Source organism: Arthrobacter sp. H20 (genome assembly GCF_000520515.1).
In the GTDB taxonomy this organism is placed as follows: Bacteria; Actinomycetota; Actinomycetes; order Actinomycetales; family Micrococcaceae; genus Arthrobacter_D.
Window position 1 is genome coordinate 1 of the sequence record NZ_KI914712.1, and the last position, 18925, is coordinate 18925.

Annotated in this window: 14 protein-coding genes; 6 read left to right on the forward strand and 8 right to left on the reverse strand. The window is 63.8% G+C overall.

Going from position 1 to position 18925, the window contains the following annotated elements:
• Window positions 1-379: 379 nt before the first annotated feature.
• The 3 genes from Y703_RS0102465 to rsmA all read right to left on the reverse strand — a co-directional run bounded on the left by Y703_RS0102465 (window position 380) and on the right by rsmA (window position 4165).
• Complete coding sequence (locus Y703_RS0102465; RefSeq protein ID WP_026551446.1) at window positions 380-2188, reverse strand: ATP-binding cassette domain-containing protein; 1809 nt, start codon at window positions 2186-2188, stop codon at window positions 380-382.
• 65 nt (window positions 2189-2253) lie between these two features.
• A complete protein-coding gene (locus Y703_RS0102470) occupies window positions 2254-3228 on the reverse strand; it encodes a 4-(cytidine 5'-diphospho)-2-C-methyl-D-erythritol kinase (RefSeq protein WP_026551447.1) in 975 nt (324 codons plus the stop codon).
• Window positions 3229-3289: 61 nt separating this feature from the next.
• Window positions 3290-4165, reverse strand: a complete 876-nt coding sequence (rsmA, locus tag Y703_RS0102475; RefSeq protein ID WP_026551448.1) for a 16S rRNA (adenine(1518)-N(6)/adenine(1519)-N(6))-dimethyltransferase RsmA — start codon at window positions 4163-4165, stop codon at window positions 3290-3292.
• Between the two features lie 89 nt (window positions 4166-4254).
• On the opposite strand from rsmA, the gene Y703_RS23265 reads away from it, so the two are divergent.
• A complete protein-coding gene (locus tag Y703_RS23265) occupies window positions 4255-4755 on the forward strand; it encodes a hypothetical protein (RefSeq protein WP_026551449.1) in 501 nt (166 codons plus the stop codon).
• Here Y703_RS23265 and Y703_RS0102485 read toward each other — a convergent pair.
• Together Y703_RS0102485 and Y703_RS0102490 are read right to left on the reverse strand one after the other, a co-directional pair.
• Window positions 4728-5225: a ubiquitin-like domain-containing protein gene (locus Y703_RS0102485; RefSeq protein ID WP_162148857.1), complete on the reverse strand. Its 498-nt coding sequence runs from the start codon at window positions 5223-5225 to the stop codon at window positions 4728-4730. The two genes, Y703_RS23265 and Y703_RS0102485, sit on opposite strands and share 28 nt — an antisense overlap.
• Before the next feature lie 184 nt (window positions 5226-5409).
• Complete coding sequence (locus Y703_RS0102490; RefSeq protein WP_026551451.1) at window positions 5410-6333, reverse strand: TatD family hydrolase; 924 nt, start codon at window positions 6331-6333, stop codon at window positions 5410-5412.
• Window positions 6334-6513: 180 nt separating this feature from the next.
• Between Y703_RS0102490 and Y703_RS0102495 the strand changes: the two genes are divergently transcribed.
• Genes Y703_RS0102495 through Y703_RS17470 form a run of 3 tightly spaced genes read left to right on the forward strand, consistent with a single transcriptional unit; the run spans window position 6514 to window position 11353 of the window.
• The gene (locus Y703_RS0102495; protein ID WP_026551452.1) at window positions 6514-7563 is read left to right on the forward strand and encodes an AAA family ATPase; all 1050 of its coding nucleotides are present in this window, start codon (window positions 6514-6516) and stop codon (window positions 7561-7563) included.
• Window positions 7564-7571: 8 nt separating this feature from the next.
• Window positions 7572-9011 (forward strand): DUF58 domain-containing protein, encoded by a 1440-nt coding sequence (locus Y703_RS17465; protein ID WP_051427224.1) that lies wholly within the window; start codon window positions 7572-7574, stop codon window positions 9009-9011.
• Window positions 9008-11353 carry a transglutaminase TgpA family protein gene (locus Y703_RS17470; RefSeq protein WP_162148858.1) on the forward strand — a complete coding sequence of 782 codons (2346 nt, stop codon included), beginning with the start codon at window positions 9008-9010 and terminating at the stop codon, window positions 11351-11353. The genes Y703_RS17465 and Y703_RS17470 overlap by 4 nt, the downstream gene beginning before the upstream one ends.
• A 13-nt stretch (window positions 11354-11366) precedes the next feature.
• Here Y703_RS17470 and Y703_RS0102510 read toward each other — a convergent pair whose 3' ends face one another.
• Both Y703_RS0102510 and rsmI read right to left on the reverse strand, forming a co-directional pair.
• Window positions 11367-12848 carry an NAD-dependent succinate-semialdehyde dehydrogenase gene (locus Y703_RS0102510; RefSeq protein WP_026551453.1) on the reverse strand — a complete coding sequence of 494 codons (1482 nt, stop codon included), beginning with the start codon at window positions 12846-12848 and terminating at the stop codon, window positions 11367-11369.
• A 171-nt stretch (window positions 12849-13019) separates the two neighbouring features.
• Entirely contained in the window at window positions 13020-13991 is a 972-nt protein-coding gene (gene rsmI / locus Y703_RS0102515) for a 16S rRNA (cytidine(1402)-2'-O)-methyltransferase (RefSeq protein ID WP_081743372.1), read from the reverse strand.
• Window positions 13992-14179: 188 nt separating this feature from the next.
• Here rsmI and Y703_RS0102520 point away from each other — a divergent pair, with 188 nt between their 5' ends.
• The gene (locus Y703_RS0102520; protein WP_026551455.1) at window positions 14180-15700 is read left to right on the forward strand and encodes a dolichyl-phosphate-mannose--protein mannosyltransferase; all 1521 of its coding nucleotides are present in this window, start codon (window positions 14180-14182) and stop codon (window positions 15698-15700) included.
• A 48-nt stretch (window positions 15701-15748) separates the two neighbouring features.
• Window positions 15749-17578, forward strand: coding sequence for an AMP-dependent synthetase/ligase (locus Y703_RS0102525; RefSeq protein ID WP_026551456.1), 1830 nt, complete (start codon window positions 15749-15751; stop codon window positions 17576-17578).
• A 1-nt stretch (window position 17579) separates the two neighbouring features.
• Here Y703_RS0102525 and Y703_RS0102530 read toward each other — a convergent pair whose 3' ends face one another.
• Window positions 17580-18818: a TIGR01906 family membrane protein gene (locus Y703_RS0102530; RefSeq protein WP_026551457.1), complete on the reverse strand. Its 1239-nt coding sequence runs from the start codon at window positions 18816-18818 to the stop codon at window positions 17580-17582.
• Window positions 18819-18925: the final 107 nt, after the last annotated feature.

Here is an 18925-nt window from a genome sequence, read left to right on the forward strand (position 1 = left end):
ATCGCCATCTCACCCGCCGGCGAAACCTACCTCACCAAACCCGACCCACCGCCAGAACCACCGGAACCCCAACCACCAGACCCACCACCCTTCTAAGCGGCAGATACTTCGTGGAAGTCGCCCCCAGGATGCTTACAGAAGCGCGATCAGAGCTACAACAGCCGCCACCACCGATAGAACAAGAACTCCTACCAGCGCCAGCTTGTCGGAATGGCGCATCCGGTACTTGTCGCGACGCCTACCTCGAGATAATCCAGCTGCGTTTGTCATTTATCTAAAGTAGCTGCACCGGTGATCTGGCGTAATACGAGCGACTACCTGTCTATCTGCTACCGCTACCCGGAATCTCCGTCCTGCTCAACAAGTGCTTACCGGGGTTCTACTTACCCAGCACTTCGGCGGCAGCGAGCCACTGTAGTTCCAGGTCCTGTTGTTCGGCCTGAACCGCCTGAAGTTTCTTATTCAGGGCTGCCATCTTGTCGAAATCGACGTCTCCGGAGGCTCCGTCATTCATTTGGTGCTGGATTTTCTCCACCTGCGTTGCCGCCTTGCCGAGCTGGCGCTCAATGCGGGTCAGGTCTTTCTTCGCCTGCCGGGTCTCCTCGGAGCTGTACCCCGAGGGTGTTCCAGCGCTGCTCTGAGCGTCATCAGAGTTCAGTGGTGACGCACCCGCTCCGGTTTCTGCTGCACGACGTAATTCCAGGTACTGGTCGACGCCGCGGGGAAGATCACGTAGTTTCCCGTCACCCAGCAGCGCCATCTGTGAATCGGTCACTCGCTCCAGGAGGTACCTGTCGTGCGAGACGACCACCAGGGTGCCCGGCCAGCCGTCGAGTACGTCCTCGATCGCGGCAAGGGTGTCAGTGTCAAGGTCGTTGGTTGGTTCGTCAAGCATCAGCACGTTGGGTTCACCCACCAGGAGGCGGAGCAGCTGCAGCCGGCGTCGCTCGCCACCCGAGAGGTCCTTCACCATGGTCCACTGCCGCTGGTTGGTGAAGCCGAGTTGCTCCACCAACTGGCTGGCTGACACCTCACGTCCGCCGACGCTGAAGACGCGCTTCTCCTGCTCGATCACTTCGGTGACCCGCAGGTGCTCCAGTTCGTTGAGTTCCTTAACCTCTTGGGAGAGCACTGCTGTCTGAACCGTCTTCCCCTTCTTCAACCGTCCAGCATCAGGAGTCACGTCGCCATTGAGCATTCGCAGCAGGGTGGTCTTGCCTGAGCCGTTGACGCCAACCAGCCCTAGCCGCTGGCCGGGAGCCAGACGCAGGGTGATGCCGTCAAAAAGAGTCTTCTCGCCCAGGGCCAGTGAAACATTCTCAAGATCCAGCACATCCTTGCCCTGGCGCGCCATCGCCATTTTGCTCAACGCGAGAGAATCGCGGGGCTCGGGCACATCGGCGATGAGCGCGTTCGCCGCCTCGATGCGGAACTTCGGCTTGGCCGTGCGTGCGGGGGCGCCACGGCGGAGCCATGCCAGTTCCTTCTTGACCAGCTGCTGGCGCTTCCCCTCGACAACCGAATCCATGCGGTCTCGCTCGGCGCGGGCTAGGACGTAGGCGGCGTAACCGCCGTCGAACCCGTCGATGACACCGTCGTGCACCTCCCAGGTGCGGGTGCAGATTTCATCAAGGAACCAGCGATCGTGGGTGACCACCAAAAGGCCGCCGTCGGTGGGACGCCATCGTTCAGCCAGGTGGCGGGCCAGCCAGGCCACCCCCTCGACGTCGAGGTGGTTCGTGGGCTCGTCAAGCATGATGACGTCGTCGTCACCGATCAGGAGCTTCGCCAGGGCAACCCGGCGCTTCTGGCCACCGGACAGTGATGAGACCTTCGCGTGCCAGTCGACCTCCGCGACGAGCCCACCCATCACATCGCGAATTTCAGGGTTGGACGCCCATTCATGGTCGGCCTGGTCGCCAACGATTGCCTCCCCGACACTCAAGTCACCGTCCAGGACATCGGTCTGGTCCAGGTACCCAACGCTCACATCGCGACGGCGTGTGACACGACCCTCGTCAGGGGTCGCTCGCTGCGCCAGAAGACGCATCAGGGTTGATTTGCCGTCGCCGTTGCGCCCCACCATGCCGATGCGGTCGCCGTCCTCGATGCCGAGGGAAACGCCGTCAAGGACTGTACGGGTAGCAAACGTGACGCTGACGCTTTCAGCGCCCAAAAGATGTGCCAAGGGTGTACTGCTTCCTGATTGTGGAGGGGTAGTGAGGCTTGAACTGGCCCAGCATCGATGGCAGGTCAGGCGATGTAGTCGGTAACAATTCTGGCACCGTGGACTGGCCCATGCACTGCGGTAGCGGTCAGTCCGTCAGCGGTGAGCTGTCCGGCCAAGGCCTGAGCGTGTTCCTCGCTCTCAGCAAGGAAGGCGACCGTGGGGCCGGATCCTGACACGATGCTGGCAAGGGCACCAGCCTCCGTGCCGGCCTGCAAGATGCCAGCGAGGTCGGGCGCTAGCTCAAGCGCGGCCGCCTGTAGATCGTTGTGCAAGAGTTCCGCTAGCGCTTGGGCATCACCTGAGCGCATCGCACCGAGAATCCGTGGATCAATCTCCGGTGGCGCCGTCGGTTCGCTGCCTTCGCGCAATCGAAGCTCGTCGAGCGCGCGGTAGACCTCGGGGGTTGAGAGTCCATAGGCCGATGTCACGAGCACCCAGTGGAGAGGGGTTTTGGAAATCGCTGGGGTCAGCTGCTCGCCTACGCCCATGCCAACAGCTGTGCCACCGATCAGGGCGAACGGAACATCAGCACCGAGCTCAGCTGCCATTTTCGCCAGCTCGTCACGGGAGAAACCGCTGTTCCAGAGAGCGTCGCAGGCCAGCAGGGTGGCCGCCGCATCAGCTGACCCGCCTCCCATTCCACCTGCCACCGGTACTCGCTTCGTGATATCAAGCAGCAACCCGGTCGAATGATCGCTCAGTTCGGCGAGCAGGGCCGAGGCGCGTGCGGCGAGGTTGGTGGCATCCAATGGGATGCTCTCCACCGGTAGGTTGAGCGACCCCTGTCCGTTAACTGTGACTACCGTGCCCGGCTCTTCACTGACCGTCGCAGTGACCTCTTCATACAGAGAGACAGCGAGGTAGACGCTCGCAACGCTGTGATAGCCGTCTTCCCGCAGCGGGCCAACGCGAAACGAGACGTTGATCTTTCCGGGCGCGCGGACACGGACGTTGGCCGGTGCGCCACCGAATAGTCCTGCCGATTTGCCTACCACCATAGTCTCCAACCTAGGCCACCGGGCCCTAAACCCGGAAACCTGCAGTATGGACCCGCCCCGGCTACTGCTGCTCGGGTTTCGCCTCGGCGATGCGCGCGAACGCCGCAATATCAAGCATTTCGCCGCGAAGGCTCGGGTTCACAGCGGCAGCCGCGAGGGCCTGCCCGGCGAGCACTGGGCTACCTGCCCACCCCGCGAGGGCGGCACGCAGCGTTTTACGTCGCTGGGCGAAGGCTGCATCGATGACGGCGAAGACTTCACGCCGGCTGGCCGACGTCGTTGGCGGCTCATGCCTGACGAACCCAACGAGACCCGAGGCGATCTTGGGTGCCGGCCAGAAGACATTCATCCCGATCACCCCAGACTTTCGCATGGTTGAGTACCACGCTGCCTTCACCGAGGGCACCCCATAAGTTTTCGAACCGGGGCCCGCAGCCATCCGGTCGGCCACCTCATCCTGCACCATCACCAGTCCATGGCGTAGCGAGGGAAAGTTCTCCAGCAGGTTCAAGACCACTGGCACCGCCACGTTATAGGGAAGGTTCGCCACCAAGGCAGTGGGCGGATGCGGAAGTTCGGTGACCCGCATCGCGTCGGCGAGAACAACATCAAGATTTACTGCGGTCTGCGGTCGCCACTGGGCAACCGTCTCAGGCAGTCGCGTGGCAAGCAGCGGGTCAATTTCCACTGCCACCACCCGCGCGGCGGCGTCCAGCAATCCCAGTGTGAGAGACCCAAGTCCCGGACCGACCTCGAGCACCGTCTCCCCTGGGTCAAGATGGGCTGCGGTAACAATCCGCCGAATGGTATTGCCGTCAATGACGAAGTTCTGGCCGAGGGTCTTGGTGGGCCGTAGATCCAACTCGGCAGCCAACCGGCGGACATCGGTGGCACCGAGCAGTGGCTGGATCGGCTGGGAGCTAGGGGGCTGAGTCACCTAAACCATGGTAGTCGGGCACAACCGCTGGGTTGCTATCCGAGGCCGAGCTTCGCCGAGCAGGAGGGCCAGTTGCCCCAGCCGCCGCCTTGCTTGAGTACCTCAGCGGTCGTTATCTGTTCGGCAGGCGTCGCCAGGTGGGGCAGCGGCGCATTTTTCCCGCCGCCTGCTCCAAGCCAACTAGGGGCACTGAACTGCAGTCCACCGAAGTAGCCGTTCCCAGTGTTGAATGCCAGGTGCCGCCCGATTCGCGCTGGGCCGCTCGACCGAGCGGGCTCCGAGTCTTCCTCGGGCGCAGGCGGATCCGGTTCGGGCTCGCGGGTGCCGATAGCGACGAGCTCAGTCACTGGTTCCAGAATTGTCTCATCGCTGACAAGTTCGCGGCCTTGTTCGCGCCCATCGACCAGGATGGCAGTGTAAATTCTGATCCGTTCGCCGTCGACGCCAGCCCGGGCGACCCGACGTTCGCCCACATCAAGAGTGTCGTCGTCGACCTGATCGGAGGTAAAGCCAATGCTTTCGGCGATGGTCTCCCGGTGATCGCTATCGCCCCGGGTAACCTTCAGCCCAAGACCGTCGACAAGGGTTGAGGTAACCGGGACGCTGACCCTGTCTCTTCATCTCCCAGCTGGATGTCAGCTTCGTCGAGAAGTTCCTCGACTGACTTTTCGGTGGTCGTGTGGATTGCCGTCGAACCATCAACCGTCACAGCGACGCTCTTTGGGGTGGAGATCTCGAGGTGTGAGCTGAGCGTTCTCAGACGGGTCTCAAGATCCGCGGAGATGGCTGAGGATTCCTCGACGCCGAGTTCGGTTACCACGTCACCCACCGTGGACCCGGTGGTGTGCACAACCGTGTCCGCCCCGTTGAGGACGACGTCGACCGCCATTGCCTTGCTGATCTGGATGGCCGAACCGTCGTCGACTGTCGTTGAAAGTGCCGGGCTGACCTGATCGTTGTCGGTAATAACCAGGACAATCGACTTGTTGTTGCCCACAAAAGCAAAGAGTCCAAGCACCAGGGCCATCATGACTATTCCCTGGCCGATCGTCTTGATCAATCGATTCCTGCTCGCCACAAAGTCCCTCACGGTCGGCTTCATCCGGGCACGGGGAAATTCGGCAGTCAGCGGGCACACCGGTATCCAGGGCACGTGACAACTGCTAAGGCATGAACTAGTAGAGGGAGTGATTGGCCGCCCGAACGGCGGCGGCCAAGTCGGGGCAACCCGGAGCTGATCGTCGCTAATTCCACTCTCCGTACACCCTGCGGGTGTTATCGGCGATCGACTGGCACAGTGTGGCGAGGTCAGCACCCAGCACCTCAGCCATCCCCCTGACCGTGTACGGGACGAGGTAGGGGGCGTTCGGTCGACCACGAAATGGATGCGGCGTCAGGAAGGGTGCGTCAGTTTCGGTGAGGACCAGCGCCGGATCGGCGATGCGCAGCGCCTCCCTCAGATTGTCGGCGTTTTTGAAGGTCACAGTTCCCGCAAAGGACATGTACCACCCTGCCTCGTTGCAGAGACGAGCAAGGTCGGCGCCGCCGGAAAAGCAGTGGAACACCACCCTTTCCGGTGCGCCCTCGCTCCGGAGGGTTGAGACGACGTCGTCGTGGGCATCGCGGTCGTGAATCTGAAGCGCAAGATCCAACCGCTTGGCAATATCGAGGTGCCGGCGGAAGGAGTACTGCTGACTGTCGATCCCCTCGGCGGGGGTCCGATAGTAGTCGAGCCCGGTTTCGCCGATGGCCCGTACCCGCGGGTGGGCGGCCAATTGTTCGATTTCGGCGAGCGCCGGCTCGAGGCCACCCCGTGCCGCGAGAAGCGGAGCGTCGTTGGGGTGGAGTGCCACTGCACCCAACAGCCGGGGTTCCTGCTCGACGGCCTGCACGGTGAACCGTGAGGATTCGAGGTCGCACCCCACCTGCACGGCACCATCGACCCCCACCTCTTGTGCTGCATCAAGTGCCGCGGCGACACTGACCAGTGGCAGGCCGCTGCGGAAATCCAGGTGGGTGTGGTTATCAATCACCGGCACGGGCAACGGTTCGGGTGCGGGAGGGTAGTTCAGCTTTTCCCGGCGAGCTAGCAAAGCAGCTGATTCCCCGTCGGAGGTGGTACTCAGCGGGGTCGGCCGGTACGCTGCAGGGATGAGTGTATGGGGCATGAGTTAACCCTAACTACCTGCACATCGGCTACGGAACCTATCCCCCGCGTGCAAGTTGTCCTAGTAATCTGTAGTAAAGCAGTTGCTGCGTGCCCCATTGACCATTCGGTAGTGGACGTATCCGACCAGGGCTGACCGACTCAACTGCACACCGGCGTGCAGTGCTCGCGGAAGGTTCGCATGGACACCCACAACCAGTACGCCTCACCCATTGGGAGGACCGAGCCGGCAGGCTCCCCCGCTGCGGGAAGTGAACAGGTTTTGTCGGCGGAGCGCTTTGACGAGACAGCCTCCCAAATCCTGAGATCCATCAATACGGTGATTGACGGCAAGCCCGACGCCGCACGGCTGGCGCTGACAGTGCTTCTGGCCCAGGGCCACTTGCTGCTCGAGGATGTGCCGGGGGTGGGTAAGACGATGCTCGCCAAGACGCTGGCCCGCACCATTGATTGCACGGTCAACCGCATCCAGTTCACACCGGATCTGCTGCCTTCCGATGTGTCTGGCGTGTCCATCTACAACCAGGACACCCATCGGTTCGAGTTCCGGCGTGGCCCGGTCTTCGCGAACATCGTGATCGGCGATGAGATCAACCGCGCATCGGCGAAGACCCAGTCAGCGCTCCTGGAGTGCATGGAAGAACACCAGGTGACAGTTGATGGTGGGACTTACCGGTTGGGCGAACCATTCATGGTGGTGGCGACCCAGAATCCGATTGAAATGGAAGGAACTTACCCACTCCCCGAGGCGCAACGTGACCGGTTCATGGCGCGTATCTCGATGGGCTACCCGGACCGGACCGCCGAGCTGCAAATGCTGCAGACCCACCAATCCGCGTCACCCCTGGAAGCCGTCCGACCAGTGGCAAACATCGCAGACATCGCAGCGATGATGGAGCGGGTGCGCCGGGTCTATGTCTCACCAGCTGTGAGTGAATACACAGTGGGGATCGGTCATGCTACCCGCGGACACCACCAGTTGCGGCTCGGCGCCAGCCCGCGTGCGCTTCTGCAACTACTCCGGGCGGCGAAAGCCGGTGCGGCACTGGAGGGTAGGGACTTTGCGTTGCCCGACGACGTCGCCGGGGTTACCGAGGCGGTGCTCTCGCACCGGCTGATCCTGGACCGCAAGGCTCTGAGCTCAGGGGAAACCCCCAACTCGGTGGTGGCGGGAATCCTTTCGAAGGTTCCAGTGGACCGCGCGGCAGCGAACTCCTACCGCCGCGCGTAGGCGACCGGATGCAGCTGCTCACCAGATTACCCTCACGGGTCCTCACTCCGCGCGGTTGGGGACTGGTGTTCGCTGGCGTTACGGCACTGCTGTTGGCGCAGGTCCTCGGCCGCCGGGACCTGTTATACGTCGGGGTGCTTCTGGTTTGCCTTCCGCTCTTGTCAGTCCTGATGCTGCGCCTGATCAAGCCCCGGTTCATCGTCGAGCGAGAGTTCGCACCGCAAACAATTGAAACGAGCTTCACCACCACCGTCACCCTCACGGTTGCCTCCAGCGGACCGGTCAGCGGGAGCGTGGTGATGCAGGAGGTGCTGCCTTCCCGGTTCGGGGAAACGCCCGAGTTCCGTTTTCCGTCGAGGCACCCCACCCGGGGCGCCAGCCGTTACCAGTACCACCTGCGGTCGTCTGGCCGTGGCGTGTTCGACGTCGGCCCGGTCACGGCCGCCTTTACCGACCCGTTCGGGCTCGGAACCTCTCGACACAGCCTGGGCGACGCCGACCGGCTGCTGGTCACTCCCGCCCCGCTGGACCTGCCGAATTCTCAGTTGACCGGCGCCCGGGGTGCTGACGGGTTCGCTGCCACCCGGCGCAACGCCAATCCAAGCGACGACGACGTGATGACCCGTGAGTATCGGCCTGGCGATCCGATGCGCAGGGTGCACTGGGCTGCTACTGCCCGCCACAACGAGTTGATGGTGCGCCAGGAAGAATCGGTGACTACACCCGAAGCCACTCTGATCCTTGACCAGCGGCAGGCTAGGTACAGTTCGGGACTGCTGGGCGCGTTCGGTGCTGACCGTGAGGAGGACGGCACCTCCCTGTTGTCCTCGCCTGGGTTTGAATGGGCTGTGGTTGCTGCCATGTCCATCACTGCCCACCTGCTGGAGCGCAACTATGCGCTGCGGTTCGTCGATGAGACAGGCGCCCCTGCCCTGCGCTCCTCAGTGTCCGCGCCGTGGCCCGAGGATGAGGAGCACGCGGGCCAAACCGGAATCCACAATGTTGCCGAGGGGCTTGCCGCTTTGGAGCTCTTTCCTGATCCATCCAGGCGGGCACCCTCCAGGCGACGCGCCGGCCGACGAACGGCACCTGCTCAGCTCACCGCCCGAGGTGCGCCGTTCGGTGATCCCATAATGGACAAACTTGCCGCGTACAAGAATCGCGGCCCGCTGCTGGCCCTCCTGGGTGCCATTACCGCTTCAGAGGCACGTGAGCTTGCCGCAGCCGCCGAGTACGGGTCCGCCTCCTTCGCCATCCTGATCGCCGACCGCCCCCAGGACCTGCACCAGGTAATGGAAATTCTGCGTGCCTCAGGATGGCATGCGGTAGCCGTCTCACCCACCGCCGATCTGACAGCTACCTGGACCTTCTTCGACTCCCACGGCGGTGCCAGCGCCTCGACGGCAAAAACCACAGTTGTCTCATCCACGAGAGGCGGACGACCGTGACCTCTACCCTCCCCCGCCCGCTCTCCCCCGCGACACCGGGAGTGGAACCGTCAACCGGCAGGCGACGCGGATCGGACCAGCGGCACTGGGTGCCCACTGCCGCAGTATTTGCAGCACTGATGCTGACCTCGCTGAACTTGAACTCGGTGGTGTTGGGGTGGACCTGGCTGAGCCCAGTGGCCTTTACCGTTGGGGGTGTGCTCCTGGTGACGGGTATCGCCCGCAGCCTCCGACTTCCGGGCCTGCTGGTTCCGGTGGCTGGCGTCCTGGCCCTGGTGGGGTCGCTGGTGTGGCAGTTTTTCCCTAGTCACAGCATGTTCGGGGTCTTCCCCGGTGAAGGGTCTGCTGGCCGGTTGAGCATCCTGTTAGGCCATGCCGAAAACACAGTTGTCTCGCAGGTGGCACCAGTGCTGCCCGGAACCGGCATCTTCATGGCGGTGTGCGCCGGGATGGGTGTCATCGCCATCCTCGTTGACACGTTGGCCACCACCCTCCGGATGCCGGCCACCAGCGGCCTGGCGCTGCTTGCTGTCCTCGTGGTCCCCGCCGTCGTGCTGCCACAGAGCGTCGGAGTTCCAGGATTCATGGCGGCTGTCGTGGGGTATCTGCTGGTCCTGGGTTCCTGCCAGTGGCGCGACAGCCAGCAGGCGGCCGGGGACTCCCGTGACGCGTCGGGCGGCAGGCTGGCCCGGGGGCTGTCGATCGGCGCGGCGGCCCTGGCCGTGACGGTGCTTGTTCCGCTGGCCGTACCCGGGTTCAACGTTGGCGCGTTTCCTCAGGGGGCACGGGTGAACCTGTGGGGCACCGCCACCGGCCTGAACCCGGTAGTGACACTGGGGAATGATCTTCGGAACCCCAACGGCTTCGGCCGGATCACCTATGCCACCGACTCCCCTGAGGCCCTGTACCTCCGGTCGGTCACGCTCGAGGACTTCGACGGGCAACGGTGGGAACCGGACCAGCGGTACGCCAGCAGGGAGCAAGGGGTTGAAGAAATGGGCACGGACGCCGTGCGAGCCTCAATTGATACTGGCGTCGTCACCACCACTCGAATCACCACCGATTCCTTCACCAGCCCCTGGCTACTCGCTCCGTATGCTCCGGTGGGCTTCACCAACCTCTCAGGCCGCTGGTCCTGGGATCCGCTAAACCTCAGCATCATCGCTACCGACAATGGGTCAACCGCCCAGCAACAATACGATGTCCGCAGTGCTGGGCCCGATCTCACCCGGGAATTGCTCGAGGGTATTGGGCCGGTTCCCGACGGCGCCGTCGACCGCCAGTTTCTCGCCCTACCGGACACCACCCCGGATATCATCAGGCAGCGGGCCGCGGCACTTACCGATGGCATCGCCAACCCTTATGAGCAGGCTCTGGCCATCCAGAATTACCTCCGAGGACCCGAGTTTACCTACTCGGTCGATGCCCCAGTCGAGGGCGGATATGACGGCAACAGCATCGACGTCGTCGCCCGGTTCCTGGAATCGCGGTCCGGCTACTGCGTGCACTATGCCGGCGCAATGGCGGTGCTGGCACGTCTTGTGGGGATTCCAAGCCGAGTGGCAGTTGGCTATGCTCCCGGCGAGGCCACGGGAACGTCGGTCGCGGGGCCCAATGGGCTGGAACTGACTGAGTTCACAGTCACCTCGCAGGACGCCCACGCCTGGCCTGAGCTCTATTTCGACGGCGTGGGCTGGGTGAAGTTCGAGCCCACCCCTTCACGAGGGGTAGTACCCGACTACGCTCAAACCACTTTCGCACCCGGAGTACCCGTACCCAACATTGATGACCTGGCGCCTGGCGGGAACCCGATCCCCGACCCGGGAGCACCCACGGCGCCCGGGACAGGGGACGAGAATCCCCAGGGAGCGGGAACTGACTCCGAACAGGCGAGAGATACGTCGGCTCTGATCGCCGGTGTGCTGGCCGCGGCGGTCCTTTTGAGCTTCGTGCCCATGCTCCTGCGCACCCTCCGAAGCCGGACCCGTCGTCGCAAGTTCACCGCCGCGGGCCGGACACGTGGCCCAGCAACGCTTGCCTGGGCGGAAATCACCGACCTCGCTGCGGACTACGGCCATCCTGCCCTGCCCACCGACACCCCCAGGACCTTTGCCGTCCGGCTGGCCGCCCGGACCGGGATCGACAGCGCCCCTGGCGCAGCGCTTGTCCGCCTCCGCTGCGCCTACGAGACAGAGGCGTACGCTGACCCTGCACTCGAAACGCACTCCAGGTGGGAGGACGTCCAGTCAGTCGCCCGCGCACTGCGCGATGCGAGCGGCCGATCCGCCAGAGTTAGGGCCCTGCTGCTGCCCCGCTCTCTTACCATCAGCACGAGACGATAACCCCGGCGATCAGTCAGGAAGCACTCGGGTCAGCGATGCCGACGTACTGGGTGTAGAGGTACTCCTCGATCCCCTCGGAGCCGCCTTCACGGCCCAACCCCGACTGCTTCACGCCCCCAAACGGCGCCGCAGCATTGGACACAACACCGGCGTTCAGGCCCATCATGCCGACGTCCAGGCGTTCGCCGATGCGCAACCCACGGTTGAGGTCGCGGGTGAACACGTAGGCAACCAGCCCGTACTCGGTGTCGTTCGCCAACCGGACCGCCTCGTCCTCGGAATCGAAGGTGATGATCGGCGCTACCGGCCCGAAGATTTCCTCCTGCAGGATCCGCGACTCCGGCGCAATATTGGTGAGTACTGTCGCCTGGTAGAAATAACCTGGACCATCGACCGGCGCACCGCCCACCACGGCTGTTGCTCCATCGTCGATCGCTGATGTCACCAGCTCGTGCACTTTGGTCCGGCTCTTCTCATCGATCAGCGGGCCAAGCGTCGAACTGTCTTCTGTTCCACGGGCGGTCTCCAGGGACTTCATCTTCGCTGCAAACTTGTCGGCGAACTCTCCTGCCACCGATTCGTGAACAATGAACCGGTTGGCCGCAGTGCAGGCTTCACCCATGTTGCGGAGCTTTGCGAGCATCGCGCCAGCGACCGCTGCGTCGATGTCCGCATCAGCGAAGACCACAAACGGCGCGTTCCCCCCAAGTTCCATCGATGTGCGCAGCACATTCTTTGCCGCAGCTGCCAAGAGGTTGCGTCCCACCGGCGTCGAGCCAGTGAAGGACAGTTTACGCAGGCGCTCGTCCTCAATCAGGGGGCCCGTTACGCCCTGCGCATCAGAGGTGTGAACCACGTTCAGCACGCCTTTGGGCAGCCCTGCCTCTTCGAGGACCGCTGCGAACAGCGACGACGTCAACGGTGTCAGGTTGGCGGGCTTGAGGACCATGGTGCAGCCAGCCGCAATGGCTGGCGCAATCTTGCGGGTGGCCATGGCCAGCGGAAAGTTCCACGGGGTGATCAGGAGGCACGGGCCAACCGGCTTCTTGTTGACCAGGATGCGGGTCTTCCCGTCGGGCGAGGTGGAGTACCGGCCGGTCGCACGCACAGCTTCTTCGGAGAACCAGCGGAGGAATTCCGCACCGTAGGTCACTTCGCCCCGCGCCTCGGCGAGCGGCTTTCCCATTTCCAAGGTCATCAGGAGGGCGAAGTCCTCGGCCCGGGCGGTGACCAGATCGAAGGCGCGCCGCAGGATTTCACCACGCTCGCGGGGAGCTGTGCGCGCCCAGCTGTCCTGAGCTGCGGCGGCGGCGTCGAGGGCTGCCATGCCGTCAGCGGGGCTGGCATCGGCGATGGACAGGAGGGTTTTCCCGGTGGCCGGGTCCTCGATGTCGAAGGTCTTCCCGGTGGAGGCGTCCCGCCAGTTCCCGCCAATCAGAAGTCCGGTGGGAACCTGTGCCAAAAGTTCCTGCTCACGCTGGGTAGTAACTGCCATAGTCGGTGCCTCCAAGAGGGTCTGTTGAGTGGGGATAGTGACTTCGGCGCTGAGGCCGCTGTGCACCACGCTAGACCCGGAATTGCAGGCCTGTCCATGCCAGCCTGCACCGCACCACCCGCTTCGCGCTGTCCGGATGCACAACTGGCCACCGTCAGAGCGGACCGGTTGTCAGCGGGCCGCGATCACCGCCGCATACAGTTCCCGCTTACTGATCCGGGACTCCTCGGCGACTGCCGCCACCGCATCCTTCAACCGGATTCCCTCGTCCACGAGGGCAGCTACTGCCGCCACCCGGTCCTCTGGTTTAGCCGGTGCAACCGCAGGAGCGCCGCCGACGACGACGGCGATCTCACCCCTGACCTCGGTCGTTTCAGCCCAGTCCAGCAGCTCAGCAAGTGGACCCCGCAGCACCTGTTCGTACCGTTTGGTCAGCTCCCGGGCCACTGCCGCCGGGCGGTCCGGTCCGAATACCTGGTGCAGCGAGCGCAGCATCACCTCGAGTCGGTGCGGCGCTTCGAAGAACACCATGGTGCGCCGTTCTTCGGCCAGCTCACCCAACCGCGAGTTCCGTTCCCCAGTCTTGCGCGGCAGGAAGCCCTCGAAGCAGAAGCGGTCAGTGGGCAGCCCTGACAGGGCGAGGGCGGTCAGTACCGCCGAAGGGCCCGGGGCCATGGTCACTTCAACACCACCGGCGACCGCTGCCTCCACCAGACGGTAGCCCGGGTCGGACACTGAGGGCATCCCCGCATCGGTGACCATCAGCAGTGTCTTTCCACCCTTGACCTGTTCCAGAAGCTCAGCTGTCCGGGTGGCCTCATTGTGCTCGTGATAGCTGACAATCCGCCCCGTCACCCTGATCTCCAAGGCCCTGAGCAACCGTTGCAACCGGCGCGTGTCTTCGGCCGCCACGATGTCGGCGCTTTGCAGCAGGGAGACCAGCCGGGCGGACGCATCCCTCGCATTGCCGATGGGCGTCGCAGCAAGAATAATTTGTCCCCCCTCCGGGACCACCCTGTCGGGGGCTGTCTCGAACTCGAGGTCAGAGCCGTCGTCGTGCGGGTGGGCGTCGGGGGCGTCGTCGCGGTCGTCGTCGCGGTCGTCGCGGTCACCGTCGGGGGCGTGGCCAGTCGTATTCACCATCCCAGCGTAGACCCGCGGCACCCCCGCCACGGGCCTTCCCTGGCAGTAGCATAAGCAGAGTGAGCCATACCGCCGTTTCCCCGCAGTCGGCTGCCGGGGCACCGGCAGCACGCGGCTGGGTCTACACCCCGCGCACCGCCTACGACGCGGTGGTGCTGCAACGCCGTCTGCTCGGCGAGCGCCTTCCGATGGGAATTCTGGCATGGTTGCTGCCCGTCACCGTCATGGTGATCGGCGGAGTGCTGCGCTTCGTCAGGCTGGGCGAACCGGACACGCTCGTCTTCGATGAGACCTACTACGTCAAGGACGCATACTCGTATCTGCTGTCCGGGTACGAGCGGGAATGGCCGGAGGAACCCGACGCCGACTTTAACAGCGGCAATACCGGGGTCATCCTCGGCACCCCCGACTACGTGGTTCACCCGCCGGTGGGAAAATGGATGATCGCGATGGGGATGCTCCTCTTCGGCTCCGACAACCCCTTTGGCTGGAGATTTTCGGCGGCGTTGGTCGGCACCCTGTCCATCCTGTTGATTGCGTTGATCGCCCAGCGGCTGTTCGGGTCCCCCATCCTTGGCGCTGCAGCGGGTCTGCTCACCGCCGTCGATGGCCATCATCTGGTGCACTCCCGAACCTCTTTGCTCGACGTGTTCCTGATGTTCTGGCTCCTAGTCGCGTTCGGCGCGCTGCTGCTCGACCGGGATCAGGCCCGGCGGAAACTCGCGGCAAGGCTCTCCGCCGTGGCCGCCGCAGCCCCCGGCGGAGTGAAACCCTCAGCAGCCGATCTCCTCTACGGGCCGTGGTTGGGGATGCGCCAGTGGCGGATCGTGGCTGGCATCAGTCTGGGTTTGGCCCTGGGCACCAAATGGTCTGCCATCCCGTACATCGCACTGTTTGGTGTGATGAGTGTGCTGTGGGACATGAATGCCCGGCGGGTTGTCGGGGTGCAGCGCTGGATCACTGGCACCATTCTGCGAGACGGGGCGCAGGCCTTCGCCTCAATGGTTCCGCTCGCCGCGGTGACGTACCTGGCCACGTGGACCGGGTGGTTCCTGTCCTCAGACGCCTACAACCGCCAGTGGGCCGCCGACCATCCCGCACCGGCGTGGGAGTGGTTACCGGCGTCCGTCAGGTCTCTGGGCGACTATCATCGGGCCGCCTACACCTTCCACGAGGGCCTGGGATCCGAGCATCCGTACGAATCCACTCCCTGGTCCTGGTTGGTGATGGGCCGCCCGGTGTCCTTCTACTACAAGGGCGATCTGGGTCCGGATCAGGGCTGCGCCGTCGAGGCCTGTTCCCGAGCCATCACGTCGGTCGGCAATCCCCTGATCTGGTGGTGCGCAGCGGTCGCTCTCATCGTCCTGGTCTTCTACTGGGTGGGGCGGCGGGATTGGCGTGCCGGCGCTATCCTCGCCGGGGTTACTGCTGGCTACCTGCCCTGGTTCCTGTACCCCGAACGGACAACATTCTTCTTCTACGCCATCGCCTTCGAGCCGTTCCTGATTCTTGCCCTCGTGTATTGTCTGGGCCTGGTCATGGGACGATCCTGGGACCCGCACGCGCGACGTCGTCTGGGACTAATCCTGGTTGGTGCGTTTGTGGCGGCGGCAGTGTTGCTTGCCGCCTATTTCCTTCCAGTGTGGACTGCCGAACTCATCCCCTACAACCAGTGGCGGCTCCGGATGTGGATGCCCAGTTGGATCTGATTTTGCGTCACGGTGACGCACCATAGCGGAAAGCGAGATTCTCCCGACATGCGCGAATCAACCACGGAACTCCTAGTGAGCCTGCCGTCGGACAGCAATGTCACAGACCTTTTGCTCCAGCAGCACCAGCGGTCCCCTGCCGGGGCCCTGTACGCAATCAAAAAAGCCGGGCAATGGCACGACGTCAGCGCAGCGCAGTTCCTGGACCAGGTTCAGGCCCTTGCCAAGGGCCTGATCGCGAGGGGCGTTCGGCCCGGCGACGCCGTCGCCGTCATGTCCACCACGCGGTATGAGTGGACCCTTACCGATCTTGCGATCTGGTTTGCAGGTGCTGTCACGGTACCGATCTATGAAACCTCGTCAGTCTCACAGGTGGAGTGGGTTCTGGCGGACTCGTCAGCCGGTCTCATCTTCGTCGAGGATGAGGCTAAGGCGGAGGTGGTGCAGCAGGCGCTCGGCGGCACCGATACTGACAACCGGCTGTACCTCATGAACAATGACGACGGCGGCGATACCTTCGCGGCGCTCGTATCCGAGGGGTCAGGGGTCGGCGATGACGAACTCGAGGCCGCCCGTGTCAGCCGGTCGCTCGACGACGTGGCGTCGCTGGTGTACACCTCGGGTACCACTGGTGCCCCGAAAGGCTGCGAAATCACCCACGGGAACTTCGCCCTCTTCGCCGTCAACACCCTCGAGTTCCTGCCGGAGCTGCTGCGTGAAACGGAGGCCCGGACGCTCATGTTCCTGCCGCTGGCCCATGTGCTTGCCCGCGCAGTCCAGGTGGTGTGCCTCGCCGGTGGGGTCAAGCTTGGCCACACGTCCACTGCCGCCGAGCTTCTGGACGACCTGACCACCTACCGGCCCACGTTCCTGCTGGTGGTGCCACGCATTTTCGAGAAGATCTACTCAACAGCGGAGCAGAAAGCCAGGGACGCGAACAAGGCCTGGCTCTTTGAACTGGGCTCAGCGACCGCAGTGTCCTACTCCCAGTCGCTCGATGCCGCCGCACGAGGGGGTAGCGGACCGGGTGCGTTCCTCAAGGCGCGGCATGCACTGTTCAACAAACTGCTTTACCCTAAGCTGCGGGCGGTCTTTGGCGGCGATGTCACGTACGCTGTCTCCGGTGCCAGTCCTCTCAGTGACCACCTGGCACATTTCTTCCGGGGCGCCGGGATCCAGGTGCTGGAGGGCTACGGCCTGACCGAAAGCACAGCCCCGTGCACCACCAACACTGTCGCGTTGACCCGGGTAGGGAGCGTCGGAATCCCCATGCCCGGCACCAGTGTCCGGGTGGATGCTGATGGCGAAGTCCTTATCAAGGGCGTCGGCGTGTTCAAGGGATACCACAACAACCACCACGCCAACGCTGAGGCATTCACTAATGATTGCTACTTCCGTACCGGCGACCTCGGATCGCTGGACGAGGACGGTTTCCTGACCATCACCGGCCGCAAGAAGGACCTCCTGGTGACTGCAGCGGGGAAGAATGTGGCGCCGGCACCCCTGGAGGAGCGGCTTCGCGAGCATCGGCTGGTTGCCCATGCGGTGGTGGTTGGCGACCGCAAACCCTACATCGGTGCCTTCCTGACCCTTGACCCCGAAGCCGTCGCCTCCTGGGGAACTGAGACAGGTCTGGATGACTTGACCGTCTCTGAAGCAGCCAACCATGCCGGTATCCGGGCCGAACTGCAGGGCGCTGTCGACGAGGCGAACTCCTTCGTCTCGGCGGCGGAACGGATCCGCAAGTTCACTGTTCTCGAGCGGAACTTCGGCCCCGAATCGGGCTACCTCACCCCCACCCTCAAGCTCAAACGCGCAGCTGTGGTAGCCGACCTGGGGGCTGAGATTGAGGAACTCTACACCCCGCCGAAAAGCTAGCTCAGAGCGTCAGCGAATCCAGCCGACGCTGCCGGGCCGCCTCGCCGGCGAGCCGGGACTTCTCCCGCCGTGCCCTGGTGGGCCAGGTGAGGACCAGCGTCACCACTGTGACAACCAGGACCAGCGCTGCCACAGTGATCGCAGCATCCATCCAGAACTGCGCTGGGAAGAGCCTGATGAGAGTGTCGTCGGCGCGGAAGGTCCAGGTGCCGTCAGTGAAAAACAGTGCATGGACCTGTGTGAAGAAGGTCTGCCAGCCGATGACTGCCGTTACTGTCAGGCCAATCATCAGCACCAGCGTCCCCAGCGCTCCGGCAAACAGGCTCCTGCGGACGCCGCCGGGATAAGTCCGAGCCAGGTACCAGCAGGCGGCAATGGCGAAGACCAGCATCGCCAGCGCGACGGCGAAGCTGATCACCAGGACCAGCTTCACGTCGAGCATGTGGCCCACCTCGCTGTCCAGGAACAGTTGGTCGCCGTCAGCGTTCACCAGGTCGCCCAGGTAGCGCGGCGACGCCCAGTTGAGGATGTAGTCCACCGTGTACGACCCGTAGGTCATGCGGTCTTCGGTACTGAACCCGAAGCTGTCGGCAGGAAATCCTGGGCGGTGATATTCGACCCAGAGGAAGAGTGGCGAGGTCACTGCCCGGATCGCCGCGGCGAGAAGGATGATCGGGAAGAACACGGCGAGGAGGACCTGGAATACCCTTGCCATAACTGGCTTGCCGGTGAACGCATCATCACGTTCAGCGGCCCGCCGGCTCACTTCTTCCTCGGACGGCCGAGCTGACAGTGCCGCAGTATCAGGGGCCGGATCGTTGGTCGCCTCGGGTGCGGCGATCCCTGAACCAGAGGCTCGGTGCGAGCCGGTGCTAGCAGTGGTAACGGCCGCCGCCCCCAGCGGAACCCCGGGGGTGTCGGCTGCACGGGTGCCGGTCCCGGCTGCGTCAGCCTCAGCCGAGTCAGCCTCAGGGGTGGCGCTCTCAGGGAAGTCGGCTTGAGCGGATTCGCCAACCACAGCCTCCCCGGAAGAATGTTTTTGCCCCGAAGAATCAGCCTGCTCCGCCTCGAATCGGCTAAGGTCCGGCATGGTGCTCGCTTTGCGCATTGGCAGGGAACTTCGCTGAGCAATGGGTGGTCCGTCGGCAGCTGCTGACGGGGTGGAGGCCGCAGCCGCGCTCGTGTCCTCGTCCGGTGCGTCAACTCCGATGCGCTGCCCTGTCTCGTCGTTTTCAGCCACTGGGTTATCTCCTAGAAAAAGTGCTCAAGTACTTATGGTCGAGCGTACCGCCGGACGTCCGGTTAGCAGCGGAGGCAGTACCGGCGTCGGGCCACTGAACTGTGGCA

Bases quoted from the DNA above. Each gene is read 5' to 3' on its own strand.
- Y703_RS0102470 (WP_026551447.1), bottom strand. From the start codon at position 3,228: ATGGTGGTAGGCAAATCGGCAGGACTATTCGGTGGCGCACCGGCCAAC.
- Y703_RS0102490 (WP_026551451.1), bottom strand. From the start codon at position 6,333: ATGCCCCATACACTCATCCCTGCAGCGTACCGGCCGACCCCGCTGAGT.
- Y703_RS0102495 (WP_026551452.1), top strand. From the start codon at position 6,514: ATGGACACCCACAACCAGTACGCCTCACCCATTGGGAGGACCGAGCCG.
- Y703_RS17465 (WP_051427224.1), top strand. From the start codon at position 7,572: ATGCAGCTGCTCACCAGATTACCCTCACGGGTCCTCACTCCGCGCGGT.
- Y703_RS0102510 (WP_026551453.1), bottom strand. From the start codon at position 12,848: ATGGCAGTTACTACCCAGCGTGAGCAGGAACTTTTGGCACAGGTTCCC.
- rsmI (WP_081743372.1), bottom strand. From the start codon at position 13,991: ATGGTGAATACGACTGGCCACGCCCCCGACGGTGACCGCGACGACCGC.
- Y703_RS0102520 (WP_026551455.1), top strand. From the start codon at position 14,180: ATGGGAATTCTGGCATGGTTGCTGCCCGTCACCGTCATGGTGATCGGC.
- Y703_RS0102525 (WP_026551456.1), top strand. From the start codon at position 15,749: ATGCGCGAATCAACCACGGAACTCCTAGTGAGCCTGCCGTCGGACAGC.